We start from the raw sequence: 23,572 nt of genomic DNA, 5'->3' as shown, positions 1-23,572 counted from the left end.
GACCTGGGCCATCATCTCGGTGGGCTTGGCCTCCAGCAGGACATAGGCGAGCTGGCTCCCACCGGTGACCGGCATGTAGTCCTTCCCCAGCTGATACGCCAGCACTACCTCACCAGGCATAGTCTATCAGCTCCTTTCATTAGTGGCAGCCTTCAGTATATCATAGTGTTCAACGTACAAAAACCACAACAGCGCTGATGTTGTCTTCTCCCCCATTTGCATTGGCTGCCTCTATCAACTGGGCACAGGCTGTCTGTGGATCCGGGGCGGCGTTGAGAATGCTCTCGATCTGTGGGTCGCGTACCATCTCCCAAAGCCCGTCTGAGCAGCTCAGCAGGATGTCGCCCGGGTACAGCTCCTGCTTGAACAGGTCGATCTGCACGTTGGGACGGTCGCCCAGACTGCGGAAAATCTGGCTGCGCTGCGGGTGGGTGTAGACTTCGTCGGGTTGGATCAGGCCGCCGGCCACAAGCTGCCCCACAAGCGAGTGATCGGTTGTCCGTTGATAGAGCTGACCGCCGCGGACCATGTAGGTGCGGCTGTCGCCCACATTAACGATATACGAGTGGCGTCCCACTATCATAAAACCGGTCAGGGTGCAGCCCATGTCGGTCTTGTTCTGTTGGTTGATCTGGCAGAGGCGGCTGTTGGCTTCCTCAACGGCTTCTTGGAGGAGCCGCACAAGCTGATCCTCGTCGGCCGGAGACACTGGCTGCTGGCTCTCTTTTTCTGCGCTCAGGGGCGCCGCCAGCAGGTCGCGCACGATACGCTCGGCGATGGTGTTGACGGCGACACGGCTGGCGAGCTGGCCGCTGGCGTGCCCACCCATGCCGTCAGCAACGATGAAGAGGCCCAGCGGTTGAGAGATGGACTCGTGAGAGCGCTCCAGATGCAGCACCAGGGTGCTGTCCTCGTTCGGCTCATCCCGGCGAACGAGACCGGCGTCGGAGAGAGCGGCGGCCATCAGGTGTACCCCCTCGGGGAAGGGATCGCGTTCGGCTTGCGGCTGCTCAACGGCATAGGTGCGCCCCCCTTCAATGAAGGTCTCAACGATGTTGCCGCCCGTAACCTGGATCTCGGGACTGGCTCGCTCGCCGCTGAATTCGTGCAGCAGGTAGGGCATTCCCAGCAGTTCGGCGCCGCAATTGATGCAGAATTCGTCTCCCTCTGCGTTCTCCTGGCTGCCACAGTTCCAGCAGCGCTGGTAGCCTTGCTGGTCAGTAACCTGGTAGATACGTCCGTGTTCCTCTTCTCTCAGAAGTTCGTTGATCAGGTAGCGCCCTCCAACAACTGTACCGCTCTTTAGGGGCCCCGTACTAGCCGATGAGGCCGTGGTGGCTTCTGCGGTCGTGCTCCCTGTTTGCTGGCTCTCTCGCTCGGAGGCGGCTGCCTGATCAGAGGGGGCCTCCTGCTGAGCAGGTTGATCTGCTGTGGTTGGTGTGGCTGGCTGTTCCACCGCGTTTGTCCCTTCTGCGGGTGTTTCTGCTTCTGCTGCCGACTCCGCTGCACCCTGACCCTCTGGAGCACCAGCGGAAGACTGCTCGCTCCCCTGGCCTCCCGAGGGCTGGGGCTGAGCCTGCGAGGGGCCTGCTGGCTCGAGGCTGCCCTGCGGGATGCTTGGCTCTGCCGCCGGTTCTGGCTCTGCCAGCCCGCTTCTCTGGCCGGGCGCGGCTTGCCGGGGGCCGGACTGCTCAGTCTCGGCGGCTCCCGATGGCTCGCGCGCCGTCTCGCTGCCTCCTGGAGCCAATAGGATAGTTGGCAGGTCGGCGACGTCTCGGCTCTCTTTTCCTGGGCTGTTGCTCTGGTGCTCCTGCTGCTCCTGGCGTTCGGCCTCTTCCAGCTCGCGCTGCCAGCGCTGGCTATGGTAGGCCATCATGCGCTCTGGAGTAAGAATCAGCGTTGGGGCCAGGCTGGGATCTTCCGTTTCCTGGCTGGGGCTGGCGGCGATGCGTTCGGCAGTGGAGGCAGAAGGCTCCCGGCCAGGCTGCTCGGAGGCGGGGGCGCTTTCGCCTGTGGGGGTTTCCCTGGGAAGAGACCGCCCGCAGCTTTTGCAGAATTTGGCATCGTCGCGGTTGGGCGTGCTGCAAACTGGACAGATCATACCTGCTCTCCTCGCTCTCTGAGACGGATTCGGTCCTCTCCTCTCCTGCTATTATGCTCAGGAGTGGCTGGGGATGGTTTTTGCTACCCTGGCAGTTATATAAAGCCATAGATCAATCAGAGCTGCTTTTGCAGACGCAGCGCCTCGGCGTTATTGGGATCGCGCTGCAGGGCTTCGCGGATCATCTGTCTGGCTTCCACCTTTTTGCGCATTTTCTGGTAGCACGTGGCCATAGCGCTATAGATCTCGGCCCGTTCGGGATCGCGTTGACGAGCCTGCTCCAGGGCGCTGAGCGCCTGGTTCCACTGGTTGGCGCGCAGGTGAGCGCGTCCCAGCTCGTACCAGCCATCTACGTGCGCAGGGTCGCAACGCGTGGCTTCCTGGAGGACGCGGATCGCCTGGTTATATTGGCGCGTTTCGCTGTACAGGCGGCCCAGCGCGAGCAAGATGAGGGCGTGATCGGGATTGATCTTGAGACCTTCCAGCAGGTAGCCCTCGGCCTCACGGTGGTAGCCCTGTTTCATAGCCACCTGTCCCAGCTGATAATAGATGGCCGCGTCCTGGGGTGCGATGCGCTGGGCCTCTTTGAAGGCGGCTTCCGCCTTGGGGTAGAGGCCCAGGTCGAGATAGCAGAGGCCGAGCTGGAAGTAGGCATCCAGGGCGTTCTGCCGGTTGTTGGCCGCCTGGGCGAAGTACTCGGCGGCATGTGTCATGTTTTCTTGAAACTGCTTCTCATCTTTATCGCGCAGGGATTGGGCATACTGGCGATAGGCCCGCGCCAGGTTGTAGAGCACGTCATAGGTAGGGCGTCCGAGGGCCAGCGCTTGCTTGAATTCCTCGATCGCCTCAAGATAGTGTCGGTTATTGAGATCTTGCAGGCCCCGTCGATAGAAGGCCAGCGGATCGTTGCTAACTGCCGCGCCAGCCGAGACAGGGCGGGCGCGGATAGGCTGGCGCACAACCCCCGCTGGCAGCGAGGCGTAGGCTTGGGCCTGCATGCGCACGTTGGGAGGGACGGCTGCCGCCCCCTGAAAGAGGGGCTGGCCATCGCGCTTACAGAATTTGGCCCCAGGGCGATTCTGCAGGCCGCAGCGGGGACAGATCGGCCCTGGTCCCTGGGGTGCGGGAGAGGGAGCCTGGGGCTGTGGCGCCGCGGGGGCAGGGGCCTGTCCGCGTGCGGCTGGCACGACGATGGTGGCGTTGGGCGAGATGGCAGGAATCTGGATGGTGGCGGGCGCCGCCTGGCCGGGCAGGCACTGCTGCAGGGCCACGCGCATGGCCTCCGCGCTCTGGAAGCGATGGGTGGGATCCTGCTGCATGGCTTTAATGATCACCTGCTCGATCGGGCAAATGATGCGTCCGTCCACCTGGATAGTGCGCAGCCTGGGATTTTTGGCCCGGATGCTGCCCGGGGCCGGAGTCTGCATTGGCTCCGGCTCCTGGTTGGTTAGCAGGTGATACATGGTAGCCCCAAGCGAATAGATGTCCGAACGGGCGTCGGTTTGCACGAGACGGCCGCGGTTCTGAGGTGAGCGCTTCTGGCCCGGAGCGGTGATTGAGCCAAGGTGCTCGGGCGAGGCGTAAGAGATGGTGCCCAGATTCTCCGTGTTCGTGCGCTTGTTGGGATTGAAGCGGCGCGCGATCCCAAAGTCGATCAGCTGGACATCGCCCTCGGGTGTGATCATGATGTTGCCTGGCTTGAGATCGCGCAGGATGATCGGCGGATTGCGCGAGTGGATGTAGCTCAGCGCCTCGCAGACCTTCATCATCCAGCGAATGACCAGTTGCTCATCGAGCGGCCCTTTGTTCTCTTCCAGGATCTTATCGAGGCTTTTGCCAGGAACGAACTCCATAACGAAGTAGTAGTTGCCCCGCTCCTGGAAGCTGACGATCAGGGAAGGGATGTTGGGGTGTTTGAGATTGAACATTAGATCAATCTCTTTATTGAAGCGCTCGATGGCGGCCTTGCGCTCCTCTTCTGGCATTCCTGGGTTGATGAGCAGCTCTTTGACGGCGCGATAAAAGCCGGGGCGATCGACCTGCTCGACCTTGTAGACGGTGCCCATTCCACCTTCGCCGAGCACTTCAACAACGCGGAATTTACCATCAAGAATTGTGCCGATCGGGAGAGCCATAGCGCTTTCTTCCTCAGCCGCCTTCAGGCCGCCTCGACGCGCACGACCAGGGCGGTGATGTTGTCTTCGCCTCCGTGTGCGTTGGCCAGAGCGATCAGTTGATCGCAGATCTCCTGAAGGGACTTCCGTTCGCTTAAGGTTTTGCAGATTTCATCGTCGCGGACCATTTCCCAAAGCCCATCGCTGCAGAGGAGCAACATGTCGCCGGGCTGCAGGCGCTCCTGAAAGACGTCCACCTCCACCTGCCGGCGGCCCGCCCCCAGCGAGCGATAGATGAGGTTGCGCTGAGGATGGGTATAGATCTCTTCTGGCGAAATCTGATGAGCCTCGACCAGCTTGGCCACCAGCGAATGGTCACGAGTCAAGGGCTTGAGCTGACCCTCACGGAGCAGGTAGGTCCTGCTGTCGCCGACGTTGGCAATGTAGGCTGTGCCCTCGTAGACCAGGGCGGCAGTGACGGTGCACCCCAGGCCCCGCGCTTCCCTTCGCTGCTCGCCGTGGTGTATGATAGCACTGTTGGCCTGCCTGATTGCGCTGACCAGCCGCTCTTCGACGGAGCGTAGCAGCGGTGTTTCGGGCAGCCTGACCGTCAGCCGGCCCTGCTGCTCAGAGGTCGGCTGCTGGGGAATGGCGGCCTGATCCTGGTGGCTGCTACCTGCCTGGGACTCCTCGGCGGCTGGGGGGGGAAGCCTGACGGTCGGCTGCTCTTCGATGGGGGGGGCAAGCCGAATTGTTGGCTGCTCGCTGATCGGCTGGAAAAAGCTGTCCAGTGCCTGGCTGATGGTCTCTACCGCCAGGCGGCTGGCGACCTCCCCGGCGCGGTAGCCCCCCATGCCGTCAGCGACGATGAAAAGGGCGACGTTCCCCTCCGGACTAATCCGCCGATAGGCGCAGTCTTCATTCTGTTCACGTTGCCGACCAACATCGGTTTTATCCGCGGCAAGCAGTTTCAGTGGCATGGTCAAGTACCTCATGCAGGCGGGCCTTGCTGCCCGTATTTCGCTGTGTCTTTGCTATAGCATAACGCTTCTTGAGTTAGAGAGAGGTGATGAAAGGCACAGACCGCCTCTTCCCACGTCGTTTAAGAAGGGTTCAGCAAACTCTTATTACTGTATCATCTAGCCTTGACACTAGTCTATACGTGGCATGGGTGCGAAGGTTGTAGCCAGGAGGAAGGCCGGTATGGGCATGGCTGCCAGCCTAATGTCCAGCAGAGGAGGGCGGCCAGCGCGATCGCCAGGCCTATTCCCGCAATCACCAGTTGCGCCATCAGGCCGACAATGATCAAAAGCAAGCCGGCAGCGGTCATCAGCGGGCAGAGGCTGGCCTGGTGGGCCGCCGCTCCCTCGGCTTCCACTAGACGAGTCGCAAGCTGCTCCTCGATTAATGCATGCAGGAAGCGGGCATCGAAAGGTTTGCGCACATACAGCATGTGTTCGTCCAGGGGGAAGGAGGGAGCCTCCCATGACAAGACGATGATCGCCGTCCCGGCAAACCGCGGCTGGCTGCGCACGGCCTGCAGCAGAGAAGCATCTTGCCAGCGACCTGTATCGATGTCCACGATCAGAAGTGCGGGCTGGCAGTCGGACGAGCGGGCGGGCCAACGCTGGGGATCGGTCGCCACGACTCTGATCTCCCTTGCTTGCAGACCCAGAGCGATCAGGCGCCGCAGTGGGGCCTCTGGCTCAATCAGGAGCACGGTCCGACTGGGCAGATCTGCCATAGCTCTCTGCCTCCTGCTGGCAGTCTAGCGCCTTCTATAGCAACATCTCTACGGGCAGATCGTCATCTCTCCTGGCGGCTCATCATGAGCCGTGGCGCGATGGGCTAGAAGCCCGGGTAGCGCCGTCACCTGTCGCTGCTCCTCTGCCGGGTTTGGGCGTCGAGAGAAGCGGACCTGGCCAGGGCTATTCCTCTATAAGGATACGTTTCGGCACAGTCTGCAGTTACAGTCAAGACGGGCGGGGGCTGCTCAGGGCAGCCAGGTAGCCTGAGTGCTGGGGGATAGTAGCCTTCTCGTTCTCGTGCCTGCCTCGCGCGCTTTTTGGCCGTTGCTCTCTCAAAAAGGCCTCAGACCATAGTCAGCCGGCCGGGGAGGTCGGCCCGTGGTGGAACCATTCGAGTAACAAAGGAGGCGAGCAAAAGCGAAAGCCTCTGCTCGCCGTTTTTCCTGTTCTGCAACTCAGGGGCGAGCTGTAGAGTGGCCAGCGGCCTAATCCTGTTTTGCTTAGAGGAAAGAGGGCTGCCTGCCGCCAGCAGGCTCCCCAACTGGATAGCCTGGCGGGCGTCCTTTGTACTGACGAGCGACCGGCCTACCTGCAGATGGGGAGCGAGAGCTGCTCCGGGCAATAGAGGAGGCTTAGCCTTTACCAACCTTCCCCTTGGTGCGACCCAGCTCGCCCGGGATATCCTCATTCAGGCCAATGTGGTTCACCACCACGCGCACACCGGGAATCTGGATCAGGTCGTCCTCCAGCAGGTACTTCATCTGGCGCGTTGGCACCTCGCCGTAGAGATGGAGCACATAGTTTTCGACAAGCACCCGCAGGTCCCTGGCGCCCTCCAGCTTGCCCGCCTCCTGCAACTTAGCGAGGCGGCGGTTCGCCTCATTGAGGATGGCGTCCTCGGCGATAATGAAGTTGCGCACATCGATCACATGGGGGAGCTTGCGAATCTCCTCCTCGATAGCCTGTTTCTGGGCCTCCAGCTCCACTTTGCCGTAGAGGGCCAAGACCACGCCCTCCTGCTCGACCTCCACGTTCACCGGGTGAGCGCTCCAGGCCAGATCGCCGCGCACCACCAGGCGATCAACAATCTCCTGCGCCTGCTCGCGCACCGCCTCGGCCAGAGGACTGACCTCGCCCTCGGCGACATCGGCGCCAAAACCGGGATAGGCCTCGGCATGAGCGTGGGCCTGCGGGTCTTCCACTCCCCAGCCGACAATCCCGATCAGTGTCCCCAGCGCGCCGAGCAGGGCCAACACCGGCGTCTGCTCCACGATCAAGAGGCCGATGAAGGTCACAAAGATCGCCACGCTGGCGATCAGAGGCCAGTAACTAGGAATAGGCAGGTGATGCTCTCCGGCCCCCTCCTGCTCCTCCTCATAGGCGGGAAGGAGGGTAGCGGTCAGGTCACCTGTCGCGAGATTGATGCCTTGCAGGTGAGTTTCCATACTTATCGCATCTCCGCGGAATCTTTCTACTGCAGAATAAATAACGTACAAGTGCCAACGGCCTGTAAGAGTCCCCTCCTTTTTTAAGGATAACAGGACAGGAACGTTCTTGCAAGCCAGACCCAGGAGGGGCGGAACGGCCCTCCCTGGTCTAGGGCTGGCCCTTGCTTATGCCCTGCCCCTGAGCAGCTCGGCAGGTAAGAGGCGAGCCGATGCCCTGCCTCTGACGCGCCGAGCTGCTCAGCCGGTTGCCGCGAAGCCACCTGGCTCAGGGACTGCCCTCGCCTTAGCTGGTCTCCGTTCCGGCCAGGGTGCTCCGGCTCTGCTCCACACGGGCCTGCCGGGCTGCCCTTTATTCCTTGAGCAGCAGTTGCAAGTCGCTGGTCAGTTGCGAAGGCGCGAAGTCATCGCTCAAGAGGACGCGCTCGCGCCCCTGCTTGTCCAGCAGGTAGAGTACAGCCGTATGGGATACCGCGCCGCTGCTGCTGTTAACGGCAGCCGCCTCGGCATCGATGCTATAGGCGCGCCAGATGGGTGAGAGAGCCGCCCGCGAACCGATCAAGAAATGCCAGTAGGAGGTCATCTTGTGCGTATTCGAGAAAGCCAGAGCGGCGGCCTGGGTATCGCCTACCGGGTCGACGCTGACAGCCAGCACGGCTACCCGCTGGGCGTCGGCGCCAAGCTGCTGCATGACCGTGTGCAGCTTATCGGCGGTCAAAGGGCAGACCGTTGGGCAGTGAGTATAGAGGAAAGTAATGACCACCGGCCTCCCCTTGAACTCAGCCAGCGAGACCGAGCGACCGAACTGATCCGTTAGCTGGAAGCCAGGAGCAGGCCGGCCATCGAGCAGCGTCCCCTGCAGTCCCGAGCTACTGGCAGTGGGCTGACCTGTGGGCTGCCCGTTGGCGCTCTCTCCCTGGCCGGCCCGCAGGTTCAGCACAGCTACCACGAGCACCACCAGCAGCGCCATCGTCAAGACCGAAAGGCGCGAAGCCAGACGCCAGTTCAGCCACCTCACAGCTCTGCTCCTAATGGAAAATGACGCGATCCAGCACCATTGCGGCAAAGATCATCGCCAGATAGCAGTTGGAATACCAGAACAACGTACGGGCCCAGCGCCGTGACTGCTTATCCCACAGCAGGCGCAGAGCCATGTAGACCAGAATGCCCCCCAGAATCAGAGCCGCCACCAGATAGAGATAGCTCATGGCCCGCATGGCGAAAAGCACCAGCGTCACGGCCAGCAGCAAGAGCGAGTAAAGAAAGATCTGCTTGCGCGTTTCCTGCTCGCCGAAGAGAACCGGCAGCATAGGCACGTGGGCCTTCTCGTAGTCCTTCTCGATCAAGAGCGAGAGGGCCCAGAAGTGAGGGGGAGTCCAGTAGAAAATGATCGCGAACAGCCAGATAGCGGGCAGCGAAATGGTTCCAGTCACCGCCGCCCAGCCGACAAGGACAGGAACCGCGCCGGCGGCTCCCCCAATGACAATATTCTGGGCGGTCGTCCGCTTCAGCCACATGGTGTAGACGCCGACATAGAAGAGGATGGCGCCACAGGCCAGGACCGCACTCAGCAGGTTGACGAAGAGGGCCAGGATCAAGAAGGAGGCCACGCCCAGGGCAATCCCGAAGATCAGGGCCTGGCGCGGCTGCACGCGCCCCGCGGGAAGGGAGCGCCGCGAGGTGCGCGACATAATGCTATCGATATCGCGATCATAGTAGCAGTTGATAGCATTGGCGCTGCCTGCGGCCAGCGCGCCGCCCAGCAGCGTGGCCAGTGTCAAGCCCAGTGGAGGCAGGCCCTGGTAGGCGATGGCCATCGCCGCCGCCGTTGTTCCCAGCAGCAGCACGGTGACATGAGGCTTCATCAGATCAATATAGCCCGAGATCGTCTGGCGCAGAGGGCTGACGCTCTCGCGGGCCGCAGCCTCGGCGGCCTCCAGCCGCTCCAGCTCGGCCCCTTGGGGGACAGCGCGCAACTGGCGAGCGGCCAGAACGGCCAGAAGGACCAGGAGGCCCCAGACAGCGCTTGCCACCGCCAGATGGAGACCGCGCATAAAGGTTGCCGCGTCCTGATTGGGGATGCTGCCGAAGTGCAGCGAGCCGCTACCAAGCAGGGGGATCGTTCCACCGACCAGGGACTGCAAGATAAAGAGCAGGGCGGCAGCTATCGCCACGCGGGCCTGGCCGGGAGCGACACGGCGCCGGCGCCAGGCCGAGTAGAGGGTCCAGGCTACCACCAACCCCACGATCGTCGCGATCAGCCGATGGAGGGTATTGATATCTCCCAGACGCGCCATGCCGGGCAGGGTTTGGCCGCAGAGCGGCCAGCTTGTGCAGGCGAAGGTGGCGCCGCTGCCCACAACGTAAGAGCCGCTCAACATCAAGCCATAGACCAGCAAGGCCGTTGTCAGGGCCAGGCGCAGGAAACGGCGAGTCTGGGCCGGATGCTCCTGGCTCGGAGAAGGCTGGCCCGCCATGACCGCGATCGTAATCACCGTTGCGAAGATCGCCAGGGCCGTAGCCAGATGGGCGGTGATGATCTCAGGGGGCAGCTTCCAGAGTACCGTCAGGCCCCCCAGCACGATCTGCACGATCAGCAGGACGGGAGCGATCAGGGCGGGAACCAGCACCTGCCGCTCTTTACGTGCCCAGAGCAACGCACAAATAGCCAGGGCCACGATCAGGACACTGACGATCGAAGCCGTATAGCGGTGCGACTCCTCCAGCAGAGTACGAATATCTGGGAAGACAAAAGGTCGACCGTAGCAGAGCGGCCAGTCGGGACAGCTCAGGCCGGCGTCATTGACGCGCACCGTCCCCCCCAGAGCCACCAGAAAATATGTGAAACCAACCGCGACCCATGCGATACGGCGTATAATCTTCATAACAGCTACAGGCTCCCGATCAAGAGTCTCTACAGAATCAATAATAGCCCGCTCGGTCCAGCTAAGAACACTGTCAGTATTGTCGGCCCTGAACCTGATACTGTCCTTACAGGCAGGGAGGCGCACCTTACAGTTGCCTGAACGCTGTTGTCGCCGCTGCTTTCCCTTGCTATAGTATCTACGGACAGTTCGGCGGCAGGTGAGCCAAAGACTGTCGGAGTCGTCGAAAGGCAGGACGGCTAAGCGAAGCCGCGCTTTAGCAGTTTTGCAAGGCAGCAATCATTGCGCACTGGGAGCGGGGCAATGGACTTCTGGCTGAGAGCCTGGCATTTTATTCCTTCAGTGGTGGTCGGCTGCGTGGCGATCGCCGTACTCTACCTCTACGCCATTGGGCCACTGCGCAGACAATACGAGCTGGGCCCTCCCGTTAAGCGCAGCCGGGCGATTGTCTTTCTGCTGGGCGTGTTGGTCATCTTTCTGGCGCTGGTGTCGCCGCTGGATGAGCTAGGGGATGACTATCTCTTCAGCGCCCATATGCTGCAGCACCTGCTGATCACGCTGGTGGCTCCACCAATGATGCTCTGGGGTCTGCCCGGTTGGCTCCTTACTCCATTGCTGCGCAACCGTCGGCTATTCCGGTTGGCCCGGGTGCTGACCTTGCCCGTTGTCACCTTTTTTCTCTTCAATGCCGATATCTTTCTCTGGCATGCGCCGCCGCTCTACGACGCCACGCTGGAAAATGAGTGGATTCACGTTTTCGAGCATCTCACCTTTATCGCCCTTAGCTTCCTGTTCTGGTGGCCGGTATTGAGTCCGCTGGAGGGCGAGCTAGGACCACTGCCCCTGCCGGGCCAGGTGCTCTATCTTTTTCTCAGCGGGATGCCGATGGTCCTGCTTGGGGCGGGGCTGACCTTTGTGCCCCCGCTCTATGCCCCCTATCTGGCGGCGCCGCGTATCTGGGGCATCTCAGCGGCCACCGACCAGCAGATTGGCGGACTGATTATGTGGGTGCCCGCCAACATCCTGGTCATCGTCTTGATGAGCGTTCTCTTTATTCGTTGGATGCTCGACCAGGAGCGGCGCCAGGCCGAACGCGAGCGTCTGGCCTGGCTGCAGGAGGAACAAGAGCAGCAGGGGCGCTCGGCTCAGCCGGCGGGCGACCAAAGTTCTGCAGGCTCTGGAGAGGGGGGCAGTGGGGGCGAGGCTGGTAAGGAGCGGCGAGAGAGAGAGACGGGGGCCAGCCTGCCGCCTTCCGTTTCCACCTACGAGCGTCCCGGCGAGCGGCGATCTTGAGAGCGGCTTGAGGCGCGCCCGGGACCAACTGTCTGGGGTGGGGCTTGCATTCAGGTCACTGTAAGGTTCCCTTTCCGTCCTGCAAGTTCTCTGTCAGGGTAGGGCGCTAGACTGATCTGCCAGACTGGGCCTGCTCTGTCGCCTTACTGCCGCTTCGTCTGAAGAGGGCGAAAGAGGCGAGGAAGGGAGACAGGTCGCCAGGTCTGCCGTGCGCTGGCTGGCGAGGCTGGCGGGTGTGGCTGTGCTGTGGGTGGGCGGTGAGCTGAGCCGACTCGGCTTCGGTGAGCAAGCTGGTTGGCCCGTGGAGGAGGCAAGGCAGGCGAGCGGAGGGGCCTGCGCGCGCTCTGGCTGGTTGAAGGCCCCCACGGGGCAGACCTATAATTATCTAGAGCGCTAATCTCTGTCTAATTGAGGAGTGCGAGCAGTGAGGATACCGCTATTTCGAGGGAAAACACGTTGGGGGCTGTTGCTCCTGACGTTGCTCTTATCCTCGCTCCTGTTCGCCGCCTGTGGCGGCAACCCCTCGATCCTCAACCCGGCGGGGCCGGTCGCTCAGGATGAAGCCAATCTCTTCTGGTTTATCCTGGGCGTGGCTACCTTTGTCTTCGTGGTCGTCGAGGGGATTCTGATCTGGTCGATCATCCGCTTCCGCGAGCGTCCGGGGATGCCGACGCCGCGCCAGATTCATGGGAACACGACCCTGGAAATCGTGTGGACCGTGGCGCCCTCGATCTTCCTCTTCGTGGTGCTGGTCTTCACGATCCGCACGATGTTCCAGGTTGATACCATCCCCACAGGTGGGCAGCAGTTGGAGGTCACGGCGGTCGGCCACCAGTGGTGGTGGGAGTTTGACTATCCGACCCAGAAGGTCATTACCGCCGATGATCTGGTGGTGCCGACGGGGACCGTGGTTCACGTCAAGCTCTATTCGAACAATGTGATCCATAGCTTCTGGGTGCCCAATCTGACGGGCAAGACCGATGTCGTGCCCGGCCACGACAACGAGAAGTGGTTTAGCGTCGATAAGCCTGGAACCTACCACGGCCAGTGCGCCGAGTACTGCGGCCTGCAGCATGCCAATATGGCCTTTAATGTGATTGCGCTGCCGCCGGACCAGTTTGCAACCTGGGTCAGCGGCCAGCAGCAGGCGGCGGCCAACAATCCGCAGTATGCGCGCGGGCTGGCACTCTTCAAGTCCAAGGGGTGCACGGCCTGCCACGGAATTGTGGGGGTTAACCTCAACGATTTCAATACGCAGCCGCAGACGCTGGTCGGCCCCAATCTGACGCACTTTGGTAGCCGCGATTTGATCGCTGGCGGCGTGCTCAAGAATACGCCTGAGAACCTGGCGAAGTGGTTGCAAGATCCGCAGGCGGTAAAGCCGGGGAACGATATGCCCAATCTCGGTCTGTCTCAGTCCGAGATCAATGATCTGGTGGCCTACCTGGAAAGCCTGAAGTAAGGCGGCAGCAGCATCACAGCGAGGCGAGAATAGGGATAGGCCGCCTGGCTGATAAAGCGACTGAGATGGAGGCAGTCAGGCCAGCGAGCGGGAGCCGCAGCGCGCTGCTCTGACCAGCGAGCGGTGGCTCTGCCTGCCGCCTTCTAGCTTGCTTGTAATCGAACTGGCCTCCCCGGTTTGCCTGAAGGGGCTGATTGGATATTCGGAGGATTTTCCATGGCAACCAGTACCATTGTTGAGCGTCCTGCTCTGGTCCGACAGAAGCGCTTTAGCGAGACGTATGTTGGCCAGTGGCTGACGACCACCGATCACAAGAAGATCGGGATCATGTACATGGTCACGGCCTTCTTTTTCTTCGTGGTCGGTGGGCTGGAGGCCTTGCTGATCCGTACGCAGTTGGCACTGCCGGATGGCAAGGTGCTCGATCCTCAAACCTATAACGAGATCTTTACGATGCACGGCACCACGATGATCTTCCTCTTCGTGATGCCGATGTTCACCGGCCTTGGTAACTATGTGGTGCCGCTGATGATCGGGGCGCGCGATATGGCCTTCCCGCGCCTGAATGCGTTCGGCTACTGGATCGTGCTCTTTGGCGGTCTCTTTCTCCAGTCCAGCTTCCTGTTCCATGCGGCACCAGACAGCGGCTGGTTCGCGTATGCTCCTTTGACTGAGTGCGGCGTGCAGGGGGTGAACTGTATCCCGGCCACGCCCTCGATCAATATGGATTTCTGGGCTTTGGGCGTGCTGCTGCTGGGTATCTCGTCGATCGCGGGCGCGTTGAACTTCGTGGTGACCATCTTCAAGCTGCGCGCGCCCGGCATGACGATTAACCGCATGCCGCTCTTTGTCTGGATGACGCTGGTGACCTCCTTCCTGCTGCTCTTCGCCCTGCCCAGCCTGACGGCGGCCTCGGGCTTGCTGCTGCTGGATCGCCATCTGGGTACGCATTTCTATCAGGCGGCCTTCAACGGTGATCCGCTGCTCTGGCAGCATCTCTTCTGGTCCTTCGGTCACCCCGAGGTCTATATTCTGATCCTGCCGGCCTTCGGCATCGTCTCGGAGGTTCTGCCAGTCTTCTCGCGTAAGCCGATCTTCGGCTATACCTTCGTGGCCTGGTCGGGTGTGGCCATCGGCTTCTTGAGCTTTACGGTCTGGGCCCATCATATGTTCGCCGTGGGCCTGCCGGTTGTGGCTCAGGCCTTCTTCGCCACGAGCACCACGCTGATCGCTATCCCGACGGCTGTCAAGATCTTCAACTGGTTGGCGACGATCTACGGCGGTAAGCTCTCGTTCAAGACGCCGATGCTCTTTGCCCTGGGCTTTGTGGCCATGTTCTTGATCGGTGGCCTCAACGGGGTGGCGCTGGCGATCGTGCCTTTCGATTACCAGGTGACCGACAGCTACTTTGTGATCGCGCATCTGCACTATGTGCTCTTCGGTGGGGCGGTCTTCGCCATCTTCTCGGCGATCTTCTACTGGTTCCCGAAGATGACGGGCAAGCTGCTCAACGAGCGCCTGGGTCAGGTCCAGTTCTGGCTGATGCTGATCGGGGTAAATGTGACCTTCTTCCCGATGCATATTCTGGGCCTGCTCGGGATGCCGCGCCGCATCTATACCTATGCTCCCGATCTGGGCTGGAACGAGTTGAATCTGCTGGAGACGGTCGGCGCCTTCATTATCGCGGTGGCCATTCTGGTCTTCCTCTTCAACTTTGTAACCAGCCTGCGCCAGGGTCAGCCGGCGGGGAGCGATCCCTGGGATGCCTTCACGCTGGAGTGGGATACGGCTTCTCCTCCAGAGCCGTACAACTTCAAGACGATCCCTGTGGTGCGCAGCCGTCGCCCGTTCTACGATAAGAAGAATCCTGAGACGGCGGACTGGAAGGTGGCCGTCCATTGATGGCGTGGCGACGCCAGGTGGGGGGCGCCGCGCCGTGTTCTTGCCGGCGTTTGGACCGACCGACAGACTTTGCTTCTGGTGGCCCAGTGCGCGGATGAAACCGGCGCCCTCCACCGAGGAGGGCTGGCTCACCTGCCTTTGGGGGTGGGCTGGCCTGGCTGCCGCATGAGTGAGGCGTGTTGTGATTAACGAAGAAGAGCAGAAGGAGAAGTTCCCCGCCGCGGACCCGCACGGCCAGAGGGAGGGAAAAGAAGAAGCGGCGGAAAAGGAGGCTGCCGAGAACGGGCACCTTCAGAAACCTCAGGGGGCAGGTAGGGGGGAGGAGACGTTGCAGCGTACAGCGGGGCAGCAGTCAGAGGCTGAGGCTGAAGGGTCAGGCGATCGGTCTCAGGTCTCTCAGGCGCGCCAGCCACGTCAGCCAGGCGCCAAAGCGCCCCGCGGTCCCCATGCCAGTCTCTGGCCCTTCGTGCTGGCTCTGGCCATTGCTCTGGCCTGCCTGGGGGTGGTGACTCATCCGGCGGTGCTGGTGGGCGGCGCTGTGCTGATCGTGGTGGCTGTCGTCGGCTGGGGCCTGGAGCGCTACTAGCGGGGGATGAAGAGGGCGGCGCAGCTGGTTCCCTCCGTTGCCTGGTGATCTGCTCTTGCACAACGACATTTTCAGTTCAGGTCAGGATAGAGAAGATGGGGCGCTCCAGCGGGACTCCCTACCGCTGGCTGGCGTCCGGCGCTGATCTGGCGATCTTGCAGGTACGGGCCTCCCGCGAGAAGGAGGTTGGCGGCAAGATCATCTCTATCTAGCTTCTTGGAGAGAGAACAGTCAGGAGAATTTCGGAGCATGAGTGTTGCCTATCGCGAGGGGATACCTGCTCTGGAGCAGGTGCATGATGAAGGTGGGCGCAGCGTCGGCTGGTGGGGCATGATGTTCTTCATCGCCTCGGAGGCGCTGATTTTCGCCAATCTGATCGCCGCCTATCTCTATCTGGAGATTCGTCAGGGCGGCCACGGCTGGCATCTGCCTAGCGAGATCTGGTATCCGCTCATCAATACGGTCATTCTGCTGGGGAGTAGTGCCCCCATTCACTATATTGCTGCCAAGGGCATCGAGAAGGGCAATCAGCAGCGCCTGATCTGGGGCTTGTTGGCGACGATCGTGATGGGCACTATTTTCCTGGGAGGTCAGGTCTACGAATATAGCTCTCTGATCAGCGAGGGCTTTACGCCTCAGAGCCAGCTCTTCGGCTCGGCTTTCTTTACGCTCACCGGCTTCCACGGCCTACACGTGACCGTCGGCCTGATCTTCCTGCTGATTGTCTTTGTGCGTGCCCTCAACGGTCACTTTACGAAGGAGCGCCATTTCGCTTTCCAGGCCGGCGAGATGTATTGGCACTTCGTCGATGCGGTCTGGGTCTTTGTCTTTAGCATCGTCTATCTCCTGCCGCTGTTGCGCGGCTAGGAGAGCGGAACGCTGCTGGGTTGGTTGAACCGGTCGCACTTGCCTTGTCGCTTGAGCGAGCCTCGATCGCCTGGCGGTCGAGGGCTGGGGCGTCCGCTGGCCAGCAGCGGCGAGCTGTCCGTCAGCTCTCTCGATGGTAGGTGTCAGAAGACATAGCTAAAGCTAGCCAGGGAAGGAAGGGCGATCCACCGAGCGCCAGTTATCTGCGGCTCGCCGGATCGCCCTTCCGCGCTTGATGCGTAACCCTTCCAGCGATGTGATACAATTAGAGACGTGGGGCGAAAAGTCCCTAGCCTGCGATCGTCCTCTGGTCGCTAGCGAAGTGCTGATTGGACCGGCGAGCTTTGGAAAGGAATCGCCACTCATGGGAGAGGTTAAGCATAGCGGCAGCCTGTCTTCGCACAGCCTCGACGAGGGTACGCAGTCACCACGGGCAAGAAAGCGCATCATCCGCAATTGTTCGGTCTGCACTCAGCGCATTCCGCTGGAGGCGATTGCAGTCACGGAGCCCGAGGGTGCGCCTGAGCCGCGCCAGTCCTGGGTCTTGTGTCGCGATTGCTATCGTGCCCTGCTCGCTGAGATGAGCCGCTCGCCGGTGCGCTCGCCCCTGCGCCTGCGCATCGCCTTGGGCCTGGTCGCCGCCGAGCGGCGCCCGGCGTCCGCCCCCTCAGTTCCCCGCGTTCGTCGCTTTGTCCATGACCATCGCGCCATTATGTTTATTGCGTGGACCCTCATCATCGGTATGCTATTGCATCTTTTGCTGATTGTGGGCTTGGCTAGCCTGCATTAGTTTTTCCTCGTTGTCCGCTCGCGCTGGCTCGCTTTGCTCGCTCATCTGGCCACGCTACCTTAAGCCTTGACCGTCTTGCTAGAATATTCATGAGTACTCATCGATCATAGCGGCAATGCGGAAAGGTGTTCGTTTCATGGAGCGCGCCGCCAGAGATGGGGCGGACACGGGCAACGCTGACCGTCGTTCTGAAGAGTGTCTGTCTTTCTCCGCCTGTAGCGCGTCTGATACTTCTCCCCACCGAACTGCGAGCGCCGCTGCGCTGATGCCCTCCGGTGCGCAAGCCATTCTGATGGAGATTGCAGAGAATCTGCGCAGTGGCTTGCTGCTCTTGAACGGGCGTGGGCGGCTGGCCTGCGCGAATGGGCGGGCGCGCGCGCTGCTGGGCTGTGAGGAGCGGGAACTGGCCGTCGGGTCGACAGTCGATGTGCGCGCGCGTTTGCTGGCGCGGGCTGCTGATCCCTCACGCGCTCGGGAGGCGCTCGATCGCCTCTGGGAGCATCCTGATCAGGACGGGTCGGCGGACCTTGCCCTGTTGGATGCGGCGATTCGCTGGCTACGGGTCCATAGTTTTCCTCTCCATGGCAGTGATGGTCGCTTGCTGGGCCGCGGCCTGCTCTTAGAGGATATTACGCTGGAGCGCGAGGCTGCTCAGGCGCGTTCGGAGGCTCTGGCCCTGGCTGCCCATGAGCTGAAGACGCCTCTGGCGATTATTAAGGGCTGCGCGACGACCTTGCTCGGCTCGTCGCGGCGCTGGGACCCGGCTGTGCAGCGTGAAATGCTGGAGATGATCGATGCTCAGGCCGATCGCCTGCACGAGATCCTCAATACGTTGTTGGATGTCTGGCGCCTCGATAGCGGGACGCAGACGCTGCGCCTGGCGCAGGTGCAGTTTGAGGAGTTGCTGCGTCGCCTGGTGGAGCAGCGGGAGCGTTCAGCTCCCGGCCATCGCTTTATTCTGCGCGTGCCTCCTTCTTTACCTCCCGTGCCGTGCGATCCGTTGCGCATAGAGCAGGCGCTCAACCATCTGCTGGATAATGCGGTGCGCTATTCGCCGGGTGGGGGCACCATTCGCCTGGAGGTAGAGGTCGAGGGGGCTGAGCTGCGAGTGAGCATTGCCGATCAGGGAATCGGCATTCCCCAGGAGCATCTGGAGCACATCTTTCAGCGCTTCTATCGCCTGCCACGTGAGGGCGCCGAGGAAGCTGAGGAGGGAGGAACAGAGGAGGGGAGTGGCCTCGGGCTGGCAGTGGCACGGGCAACAGTGGAGGCGCATGGAGGACGAATCTGGGCCGATTCGCCCGGTCCAGGCCAGGGGGCAACCTTCTCGTTTACCTTGCCCCTGCAGGCGGCAGGAGAGCTGCCCGCTGCCAGCCTGGAAGCGGAAGCTCTGCCAGCCCTGGCTCCTGGAAGCCCCGCAATTCAAGGCCAGGGCGCTGGGGGAGGGCGTCGTGAGCGCCTGGCCTCCGTTTTGCTGGCTGAGCAGGATGCCCGCATTGCTCGCTACCTGCGCGCTCACCTGGAGGAGCAGGGGTGTCAGGTCCAGGTGGCCACTCATAGTGCTCAGTTCTTCCGCTTGCTCGATCTGCAAGAGCCAGATTTGATTTTGCTGGCCGATCTGGTCGACGTTGCTGCCCTGGAGTTGCTGCGCCGTCTGCGCGAGTTTGCCGAGACGCCAGTCATTGCGCTCTGTGCTGCCGGACATGAGGAGGAGGGGATTCGTCTCCTGGATGCTGGGGCCGATGACCTGGTCTATAAGCCTTTTCACCTGCGGGAGCTGCTGGCGCGGGTGCGCTGCCGCCTTCGTCGGCGCAGTCAGGAAAGTGCGGCGGGAACCAGGCACCAGCGCATCTTCCGTACGGGCGATCTGCTGATCGATTACGCTCAGCATCAGGTCTTTGTCAATGGGCAGCCGGTTCAGCTGAGTCGCACGGAGTATCGCCTGCTGAGCACGTTGGCGCAGCATGCCGGGATGGTGATGACCCACGAGCTGCTGCTAGAGAAGGTCTGGGGACCAGAGTATAGCCGCGAGATAGATTTTGTCTGGGTCTATGTCAGTCGCCTGCGACGCAAGATTGAGCCGGACCCGCGCCATCCGCGCTATATTCTGACTGTGCCGGATGTAGGGTATAAGCTGGCCCGCCTGCCCGCCTGAGTCCGGCTCGCTCCGCTCTCGCTTGCTTGCCTTCGCGCGTCTCCTTCTTCTTCTTCTTCGTTTTCCACCTGAACCGCTGGGGCCGAGGCTTTTCTCCGCTGTCCTGCCTGGCTCTCCTGGCTGCCGCTGCCTCTGGCTGGCGACGGAGGGAGAGATTGGCCGGACGCGCCGCGGTTGACAGACTCTCGCTCTCAGTCGAGAAGCTGCTCTTCGCTCAGGGGACCGAGAGCGACCAGCACCTGCTTGTCGCGTAGGGGGAAGCGCTGCAGGGTGCGCATGATGTCGTCAGCGGTGACGCGCTCGACGCGCTCGATCTCTTCGTCGATGCTGATGAGTCGGCCCTCGGTGACCCAGTCTGAGGCCAGGGTGCGCATCCGGGTAAAGGTCGATTCGCTGCTGAGGACGATGCTGCTGATCCATTTGTCTTTGGCTCGGCGCAGTTCGTCCTCATAGATGCCGTCCTCAAGGAGGCTCTCTAGCTCGGCCCGCAGAAGATGTAGGACGCGGGGAGCCTCTTCTGGGGTGGAGTTGGCTTCGAGCAAGAGCATGCCGGTGTCTTCGAGGGCCCAGAGGCCGGCGCTGGCCGATTCGGCCAGACCCTTCTGATAGATGTTCCAGTAGATGCGCGAGCCGTCGGTGTCGCCAAGGATGCTTCCCGCGAGGGCGGCGGCGTAGTAGTCGGGATCCTGGATGCCAACACAGGGCATGGCCAGCAGAACGATCTCCTGCTTAAGGCGCGGGTCGACGATGATGTTGTTGATCGAGTGGGCCGGCTCGAAAGGCCGCAGCTCACGCCCGCTCTCACCGGTGCGCCAGCCGCTGCAGAGCTGCTCGGCTTTGTCGACAAAGCGCTCCCAGTCGAAGTTACCGGCGACGGCCAGGATCATATTGTTGGCCCCGTAGCGTCGCTGCCAGTAGTCGCGCATCTGCTCGATGCGCATGTTGCGGATGCTTTCGCGGGAGCCGAGGACGTCGTGGCCCAAGGGATGACTGTGGAAATAGGTCTGGGCCAGGCGCCGGAAGGCCAGATTGTAGGGCTGGTCTTCGGAGCGGGCGATCTCGTTAATGATGACTTCCTTTTCGGTTTCAAAGTCGCTCTCGGCCAGGCGCGGATACATCATGTCGCTGAGTAGTTCGAGGGCCCGCTCGCAGTATTCGCCGAGGACGCGCGCAAAGTACATGGTGGCCTCGTGCGAGGTGAAGGCGTTCAGCTCGGCCCCAATTTTGTTGAATTCGAGGGTGATTTGCTGCCAGTCCAGGTGCTGAGTGCCTTTGAAAACCATGTGCTCAAGGAAGTGCGAGACGCCCTCGATGGCGGGGTCGTGCTCGTCGCGCGACCCGGTGCGTACGTAGTAGGCGAGGGAAACCGATTCGAAGTCGGGCATGCTTTGGCCCACGATCTGCAGACCATTGCTAAGGCGGTAGGTATGGAAAACATCCCGACCGACGGTGATGGAGTCTGTCATTGCTCGTCCTCCGTGTGAACAGGAGCCTCAGATCTTCTTTTTTCTAGCATGATAGCCCCTGCCAAGAGCGACTGTCAAATGAGCAGGGGCCTGACCTCTCTGCTGAGGGCCGGCATGATCAAGAGGTGAGGTGCTTCTCTGCCCGGCAGTAGCCCTACTGCCCCCCACACTTGACAAAGCCCTAGCAGCATGCTACGATGCAAGTTGTACTCTGCCTTGTTTAACGGATGGCCAAGCATGGGCCTGTCCCTCTGAAATAGTACTGCCATAAGGGTTTTGGTGCCCGTTCCCGCCTGAGGAGTTTGAAGGGGCCGTAGCTCAGTGGATAGAGCAGCGACCTCCTAAGTCGCGTGTCGGAGGTTCGATTCCTCTCGGCCCCACTTCCTTGCTCTTGCTTGTGAGGAGAACCCCCCACTTCTGTCCAGAGCAATAGCCAGGGGCAGCCTTGCTTGCAAATGCGGGGCGCTTTTCTCGGCATTCAAGCGGCCTTCCTGGCGCAACATAGGCCGGAATGTTCTGTTGGTCTCCTCGATAACAAGACCGCTGCGATGGAACCCTGTGGCGGTTTTGTGCCCGGGTAGCCTGCCGCCATCAGGCGAGCAGTGATGGCTGCTTTTACTGCCGGCGCCGCTCTTCCAGTCCTCTCTCTGAGTAGCTGCTGCGTCCGTAAGCCTCGACCACCTTTACTTTTTTTGGTGCCTCTTCGGTCTTGTTCTTCCTGAGCTGGCGAGACCTCTCCGCGGCTGTGGAGCCAGCGCCTGACCAGGATAGCCGCCTGGTCTGTCAGGTCAACAGGCTCGCTGGGTGCTAGACCTTCGGTCCTTCGCTGTCTTCCATAATTCATGAAGGCTCTTTTTCTTTTTTCTTTCATGCTAAAATAGAAGAAGCATACCTTTCGAAGAGAGCGACGGCTGTCACGATCCTGAACAGAGGCAGGTGATCGGTAATGGCTACAGCGGCGGAAGTTGAAAAGGCCCTGGTCTTTCTCTGTGCTGCTGATCAGGATGGACGCTTCTTGGAGGAGCTGAAGAGGCATTTGCAGGGATCGGTTCCTGGCTCACGGCTGCATTGCTTTGCCTCCCGCGATGTGCCTCCCGGACAAGTGCGCGCCAGAGAGATAGAGCAGGCTGCTAAACGGGCGCGAGTGGCGGTGGTGCTGGTGAGCGCAGAACTCTTGAGTGGGGAGGCTGCAGAGCAGAAGGAACTGAAACTGCTTTGGCAACAGTGGCAGATGGGCCGACTGACGCTGATTCCAGTGCTGGCTCGGGCTTGCTCTCTGGAGGGAACTCCGTTTGCAAAATTGAAGTTTGTAGATCAAAAGAGCTGCGCCGAGATGAAGAAGGCCTGGCGAGATAAGCTTTGGGTCAGGGTGGCAGAGGTGATCTGCGCGGCGCTGGAGACGGGCGAGGAACGTCAGGCGGAGGCCGCCAGGGATATGAGTGCGGAGGAGCTTGAGGCGCTCTGTGCTCGCGTCGAGGAGCGCTATCGGCGGGCGTTGCTGGAGGATCGAAGCCTGACCCTGCTACAGGTGCTGGGGATGCGTACAGCTTTCCCGATCGAGCAGATTTATATTCGCCTGCGTCTGCATGAGGAGCCGGAGAGCCGCTATCTCAGTGCTGAGGAGCGCGGCGAGCAGTTTGATCCTTTGCAGGTAATGCAGCGCCAGTGGCAGCGCCTGGAGCGGCGTTTCTCGGAAGCGTTGGAGCCACAGGAGGCCATTCGTCGCCATCCGCGCTGTGTGATTCTGGGCGACCCAGGGGCCGGCAAGACAACGCTCCTGCGCCATCTGGCGATCTGCATTCTGCGGGGTGAGGGGCCAGACCTGCCGCCGGTGCCGATCTACCTGAGCCTGAATGCTTTCGCGGCCTCGGATCAGAAGGATTTGCTGAGCTATGCGGCCTGGCGTCTGGCACGTGACTACGGGGACTACGGGCTTGAGGAAACTGAGGTGGCCCTCTATCTACGTGCACGCCTTGAGGCAGGTAAGACGCTGTTTTTGCTCGATGGACTGGATGAGACCTTGATTGGCGAGTCTGCCGAGGAGGCCGAGGGGAGCTATCGCCGGGTGGTGGAGGCGGTGCAGCGGCTGGCCAATCGCTCTGCTGTGGTTGTGACGGCACGCCGCGCCGGCTATCGCTTGCATCGCCGCCTGACCGGCTTCGATGAGCTGGATGTGCTCGATTTCCGTGAGCAGGAGATTGAGCAGTTTATCAAGCGCTGGTTCTTGCAAGAGGGAGAGAATAGGGCTGAGATCGTTGCTGAGGGTGAACGCCTGCTCCGCGAGTTGCGCCAGCAGCCACATCTGTTGACGCTGGCGGCCAACCCGCTGCTGCTGACTCTGATCGTGCTGGTCTATAGGGATAGCGGCGAGCTGCCGGCACGGCGCGCCGCGCTTTATAAGGAGTGTGTGGCGCTCCTACTGGAGCGCTGGGATCGCGAGCGCAATATTCGGCGCATGGGGAGTCCGCTTCAGCTGCGTCCTGATCATCACCGCCATTTGCTCTATGAGCTGGCCTGGCATATGCATGTGCGTGGCTGGCGCTATGCGCCGCGGGGAGCCTTAGAAGAGTGGATCGCCAACTTTTTACCACGTCTCTGGCACTTCAGTGGACCGGACCTGGCCAGCCAGGTGCTGAAGTCTCTCAGTGACGACTGTGGGCTGTTGCGCGAGCAAGGTCAGGATCTCTATGGCTTTCTCCACCTGACGCTGCAGGAGTACTGCGCGGCCTGCTATGTCAGCGAGAGCGGCAAGGTCGAG

General features: G+C 61.3%; 16 protein-coding genes and 1 tRNA gene. 9 read left to right on the top strand and 8 right to left on the bottom strand.

The genetic code is table 11. The features are described 5' to 3' along the window. Window positions 1-169 precede the first annotated feature (169 nt). The 7 genes from ACFMO7_RS12980 to ACFMO7_RS12950 form a co-directional block, all read right to left on the bottom strand. On the bottom strand, window positions 170-2,101 hold the full coding sequence (locus ACFMO7_RS12980) for a protein phosphatase 2C domain-containing protein (protein ID WP_376795908.1): 1,932 nt from the start codon (window positions 2,099-2,101) through the stop codon (window positions 170-172). Window positions 2,102-2,217: 116 nt separating this feature from the next. Beyond that, window positions 2,218-4,236, bottom strand: coding sequence for a tetratricopeptide repeat protein (locus tag ACFMO7_RS12975; RefSeq protein WP_376795907.1), 2,019 nt, complete (start codon window positions 4,234-4,236; stop codon window positions 2,218-2,220). Between the two features lie 23 nt (window positions 4,237-4,259). After that, window positions 4,260-5,195 carry a protein phosphatase 2C domain-containing protein gene (locus ACFMO7_RS12970; protein WP_376795906.1) on the bottom strand — a complete coding sequence of 312 codons (936 nt, stop codon included), beginning with the start codon at window positions 5,193-5,195 and terminating at the stop codon, window positions 4,260-4,262. A 176-nt stretch (window positions 5,196-5,371) separates the two neighbouring features. Next, window positions 5,372-5,959, bottom strand: a complete 588-nt coding sequence (locus tag ACFMO7_RS12965; protein WP_376795905.1) for a hypothetical protein — start codon at window positions 5,957-5,959, stop codon at window positions 5,372-5,374. Window positions 5,960-6,595: 636 nt separating this feature from the next. Then, the gene (locus ACFMO7_RS12960) at window positions 6,596-7,408 is read right to left on the bottom strand and encodes a BON domain-containing protein (RefSeq protein WP_376795904.1); all 813 of its coding nucleotides are present in this window, start codon (window positions 7,406-7,408) and stop codon (window positions 6,596-6,598) included. Between the two features lie 352 nt (window positions 7,409-7,760). Beyond that, window positions 7,761-8,426, bottom strand: a complete 666-nt coding sequence (locus ACFMO7_RS12955; protein ID WP_376795903.1) for an SCO family protein — start codon at window positions 8,424-8,426, stop codon at window positions 7,761-7,763. Window positions 8,427-8,436: 10 nt separating this feature from the next. Beyond that, window positions 8,437-10,293, bottom strand: coding sequence for a heme o synthase (locus ACFMO7_RS12950; RefSeq protein WP_376795902.1), 1,857 nt, complete (start codon window positions 10,291-10,293; stop codon window positions 8,437-8,439). A 303-nt stretch (window positions 10,294-10,596) separates the two neighbouring features. Here ACFMO7_RS12950 and ACFMO7_RS12945 point away from each other — a divergent pair, with 303 nt between their 5' ends. From ACFMO7_RS12945 to ACFMO7_RS12915, 7 genes are all read left to right on the top strand, one after another. Continuing rightward, window positions 10,597-11,586 carry a cytochrome c oxidase assembly protein gene (locus tag ACFMO7_RS12945; protein WP_376795901.1) on the top strand — a complete coding sequence of 330 codons (990 nt, stop codon included), beginning with the start codon at window positions 10,597-10,599 and terminating at the stop codon, window positions 11,584-11,586. A 424-nt stretch (window positions 11,587-12,010) separates the two neighbouring features. Continuing rightward, window positions 12,011-13,048, top strand: a complete 1,038-nt coding sequence (gene coxB / locus ACFMO7_RS12940; RefSeq protein WP_376795900.1) for a cytochrome c oxidase subunit II — start codon at window positions 12,011-12,013, stop codon at window positions 13,046-13,048. A 216-nt stretch (window positions 13,049-13,264) separates the two neighbouring features. Beyond that, window positions 13,265-14,950, top strand: coding sequence for a cytochrome c oxidase subunit I (ctaD, locus tag ACFMO7_RS12935; RefSeq protein ID WP_376795899.1), 1,686 nt, complete (start codon window positions 13,265-13,267; stop codon window positions 14,948-14,950). A gap of 181 nt (window positions 14,951-15,131) precedes the next feature. Beyond that, the gene (locus tag ACFMO7_RS12930) at window positions 15,132-15,536 is read left to right on the top strand and encodes a hypothetical protein (RefSeq protein WP_376795898.1); all 405 of its coding nucleotides are present in this window, start codon (window positions 15,132-15,134) and stop codon (window positions 15,534-15,536) included. Window positions 15,537-15,785: 249 nt separating this feature from the next. After that, entirely contained in the window at window positions 15,786-16,403 is a 618-nt protein-coding gene (locus tag ACFMO7_RS12925) for a heme-copper oxidase subunit III (RefSeq protein WP_376795897.1), read from the top strand. Window positions 16,404-16,767: 364 nt separating this feature from the next. Then, window positions 16,768-17,193 (top strand): hypothetical protein, encoded by a 426-nt coding sequence (locus ACFMO7_RS12920; RefSeq protein WP_376795896.1) that lies wholly within the window; start codon window positions 16,768-16,770, stop codon window positions 17,191-17,193. Between the two features lie 292 nt (window positions 17,194-17,485). Then, complete coding sequence (locus tag ACFMO7_RS12915) at window positions 17,486-19,348, top strand: ATP-binding protein (RefSeq protein ID WP_376795895.1); 1,863 nt, start codon at window positions 17,486-17,488, stop codon at window positions 19,346-19,348. A 191-nt stretch (window positions 19,349-19,539) separates the two neighbouring features. Here ACFMO7_RS12915 and ACFMO7_RS12910 read toward each other — a convergent pair whose 3' ends face one another. Next, window positions 19,540-20,814 carry a M16 family metallopeptidase gene (locus ACFMO7_RS12910; protein WP_376795894.1) on the bottom strand — a complete coding sequence of 425 codons (1,275 nt, stop codon included), beginning with the start codon at window positions 20,812-20,814 and terminating at the stop codon, window positions 19,540-19,542. Window positions 20,815-21,121: 307 nt separating this feature from the next. Between ACFMO7_RS12910 and ACFMO7_RS12905 the strand changes: the two genes are divergently transcribed. Both ACFMO7_RS12905 and ACFMO7_RS12900 read left to right on the top strand, forming a co-directional pair. Then, window positions 21,122-21,194: transfer RNA gene (locus tag ACFMO7_RS12905), tRNA-Arg, on the top strand. 566 nt (window positions 21,195-21,760) lie between these two features. Then, a partial coding sequence (locus ACFMO7_RS12900) for an NACHT domain-containing protein (protein ID WP_376795893.1) occupies window positions 21,761-23,572 on the top strand: 1,812 nt, incomplete at its 3' end.

The organism is Thermogemmatispora sp. (assembly GCF_042408735.1).
Taxonomy (GTDB): domain Bacteria; phylum Chloroflexota; class Ktedonobacteria; order Ktedonobacterales; family Ktedonobacteraceae; genus Thermogemmatispora.
Note: the sequence above shows the minus strand (reverse complement) of the source record. Positions and strands in the feature narration are given on the sequence as shown.

Bases quoted from the DNA above. Each gene is read 5' to 3' on its own strand.
- ACFMO7_RS12980 (WP_376795908.1), bottom strand. From the start codon at position 2,101: ATGATCTGTCCAGTTTGCAGCACGCCCAACCGCGACGATGCCAAATTC.
- ACFMO7_RS12975 (WP_376795907.1), bottom strand. From the start codon at position 4,236: ATGGCTCTCCCGATCGGCACAATTCTTGATGGTAAATTCCGCGTTGTT.
- ACFMO7_RS12970 (WP_376795906.1), bottom strand. From the start codon at position 5,195: ATGCCACTGAAACTGCTTGCCGCGGATAAAACCGATGTTGGTCGGCAA.
- ACFMO7_RS12965 (WP_376795905.1), bottom strand. From the start codon at position 5,959: ATGGCAGATCTGCCCAGTCGGACCGTGCTCCTGATTGAGCCAGAGGCC.
- ACFMO7_RS12960 (WP_376795904.1), bottom strand. From the start codon at position 7,408: ATGGAAACTCACCTGCAAGGCATCAATCTCGCGACAGGTGACCTGACC.
- ACFMO7_RS12950 (WP_376795902.1), bottom strand. From the start codon at position 10,293: ATGAAGATTATACGCCGTATCGCATGGGTCGCGGTTGGTTTCACATAT.
- ACFMO7_RS12945 (WP_376795901.1), top strand. From the start codon at position 10,597: ATGGACTTCTGGCTGAGAGCCTGGCATTTTATTCCTTCAGTGGTGGTC.
- ctaD (WP_376795899.1), top strand. From the start codon at position 13,265: ATGGCAACCAGTACCATTGTTGAGCGTCCTGCTCTGGTCCGACAGAAG.
- ACFMO7_RS12925 (WP_376795897.1), top strand. From the start codon at position 15,786: ATGAGTGTTGCCTATCGCGAGGGGATACCTGCTCTGGAGCAGGTGCAT.
- ACFMO7_RS12920 (WP_376795896.1), top strand. From the start codon at position 16,768: ATGGGAGAGGTTAAGCATAGCGGCAGCCTGTCTTCGCACAGCCTCGAC.
- ACFMO7_RS12915 (WP_376795895.1), top strand. From the start codon at position 17,486: ATGGAGATTGCAGAGAATCTGCGCAGTGGCTTGCTGCTCTTGAACGGG.
- ACFMO7_RS12910 (WP_376795894.1), bottom strand. From the start codon at position 20,814: ATGACAGACTCCATCACCGTCGGTCGGGATGTTTTCCATACCTACCGC.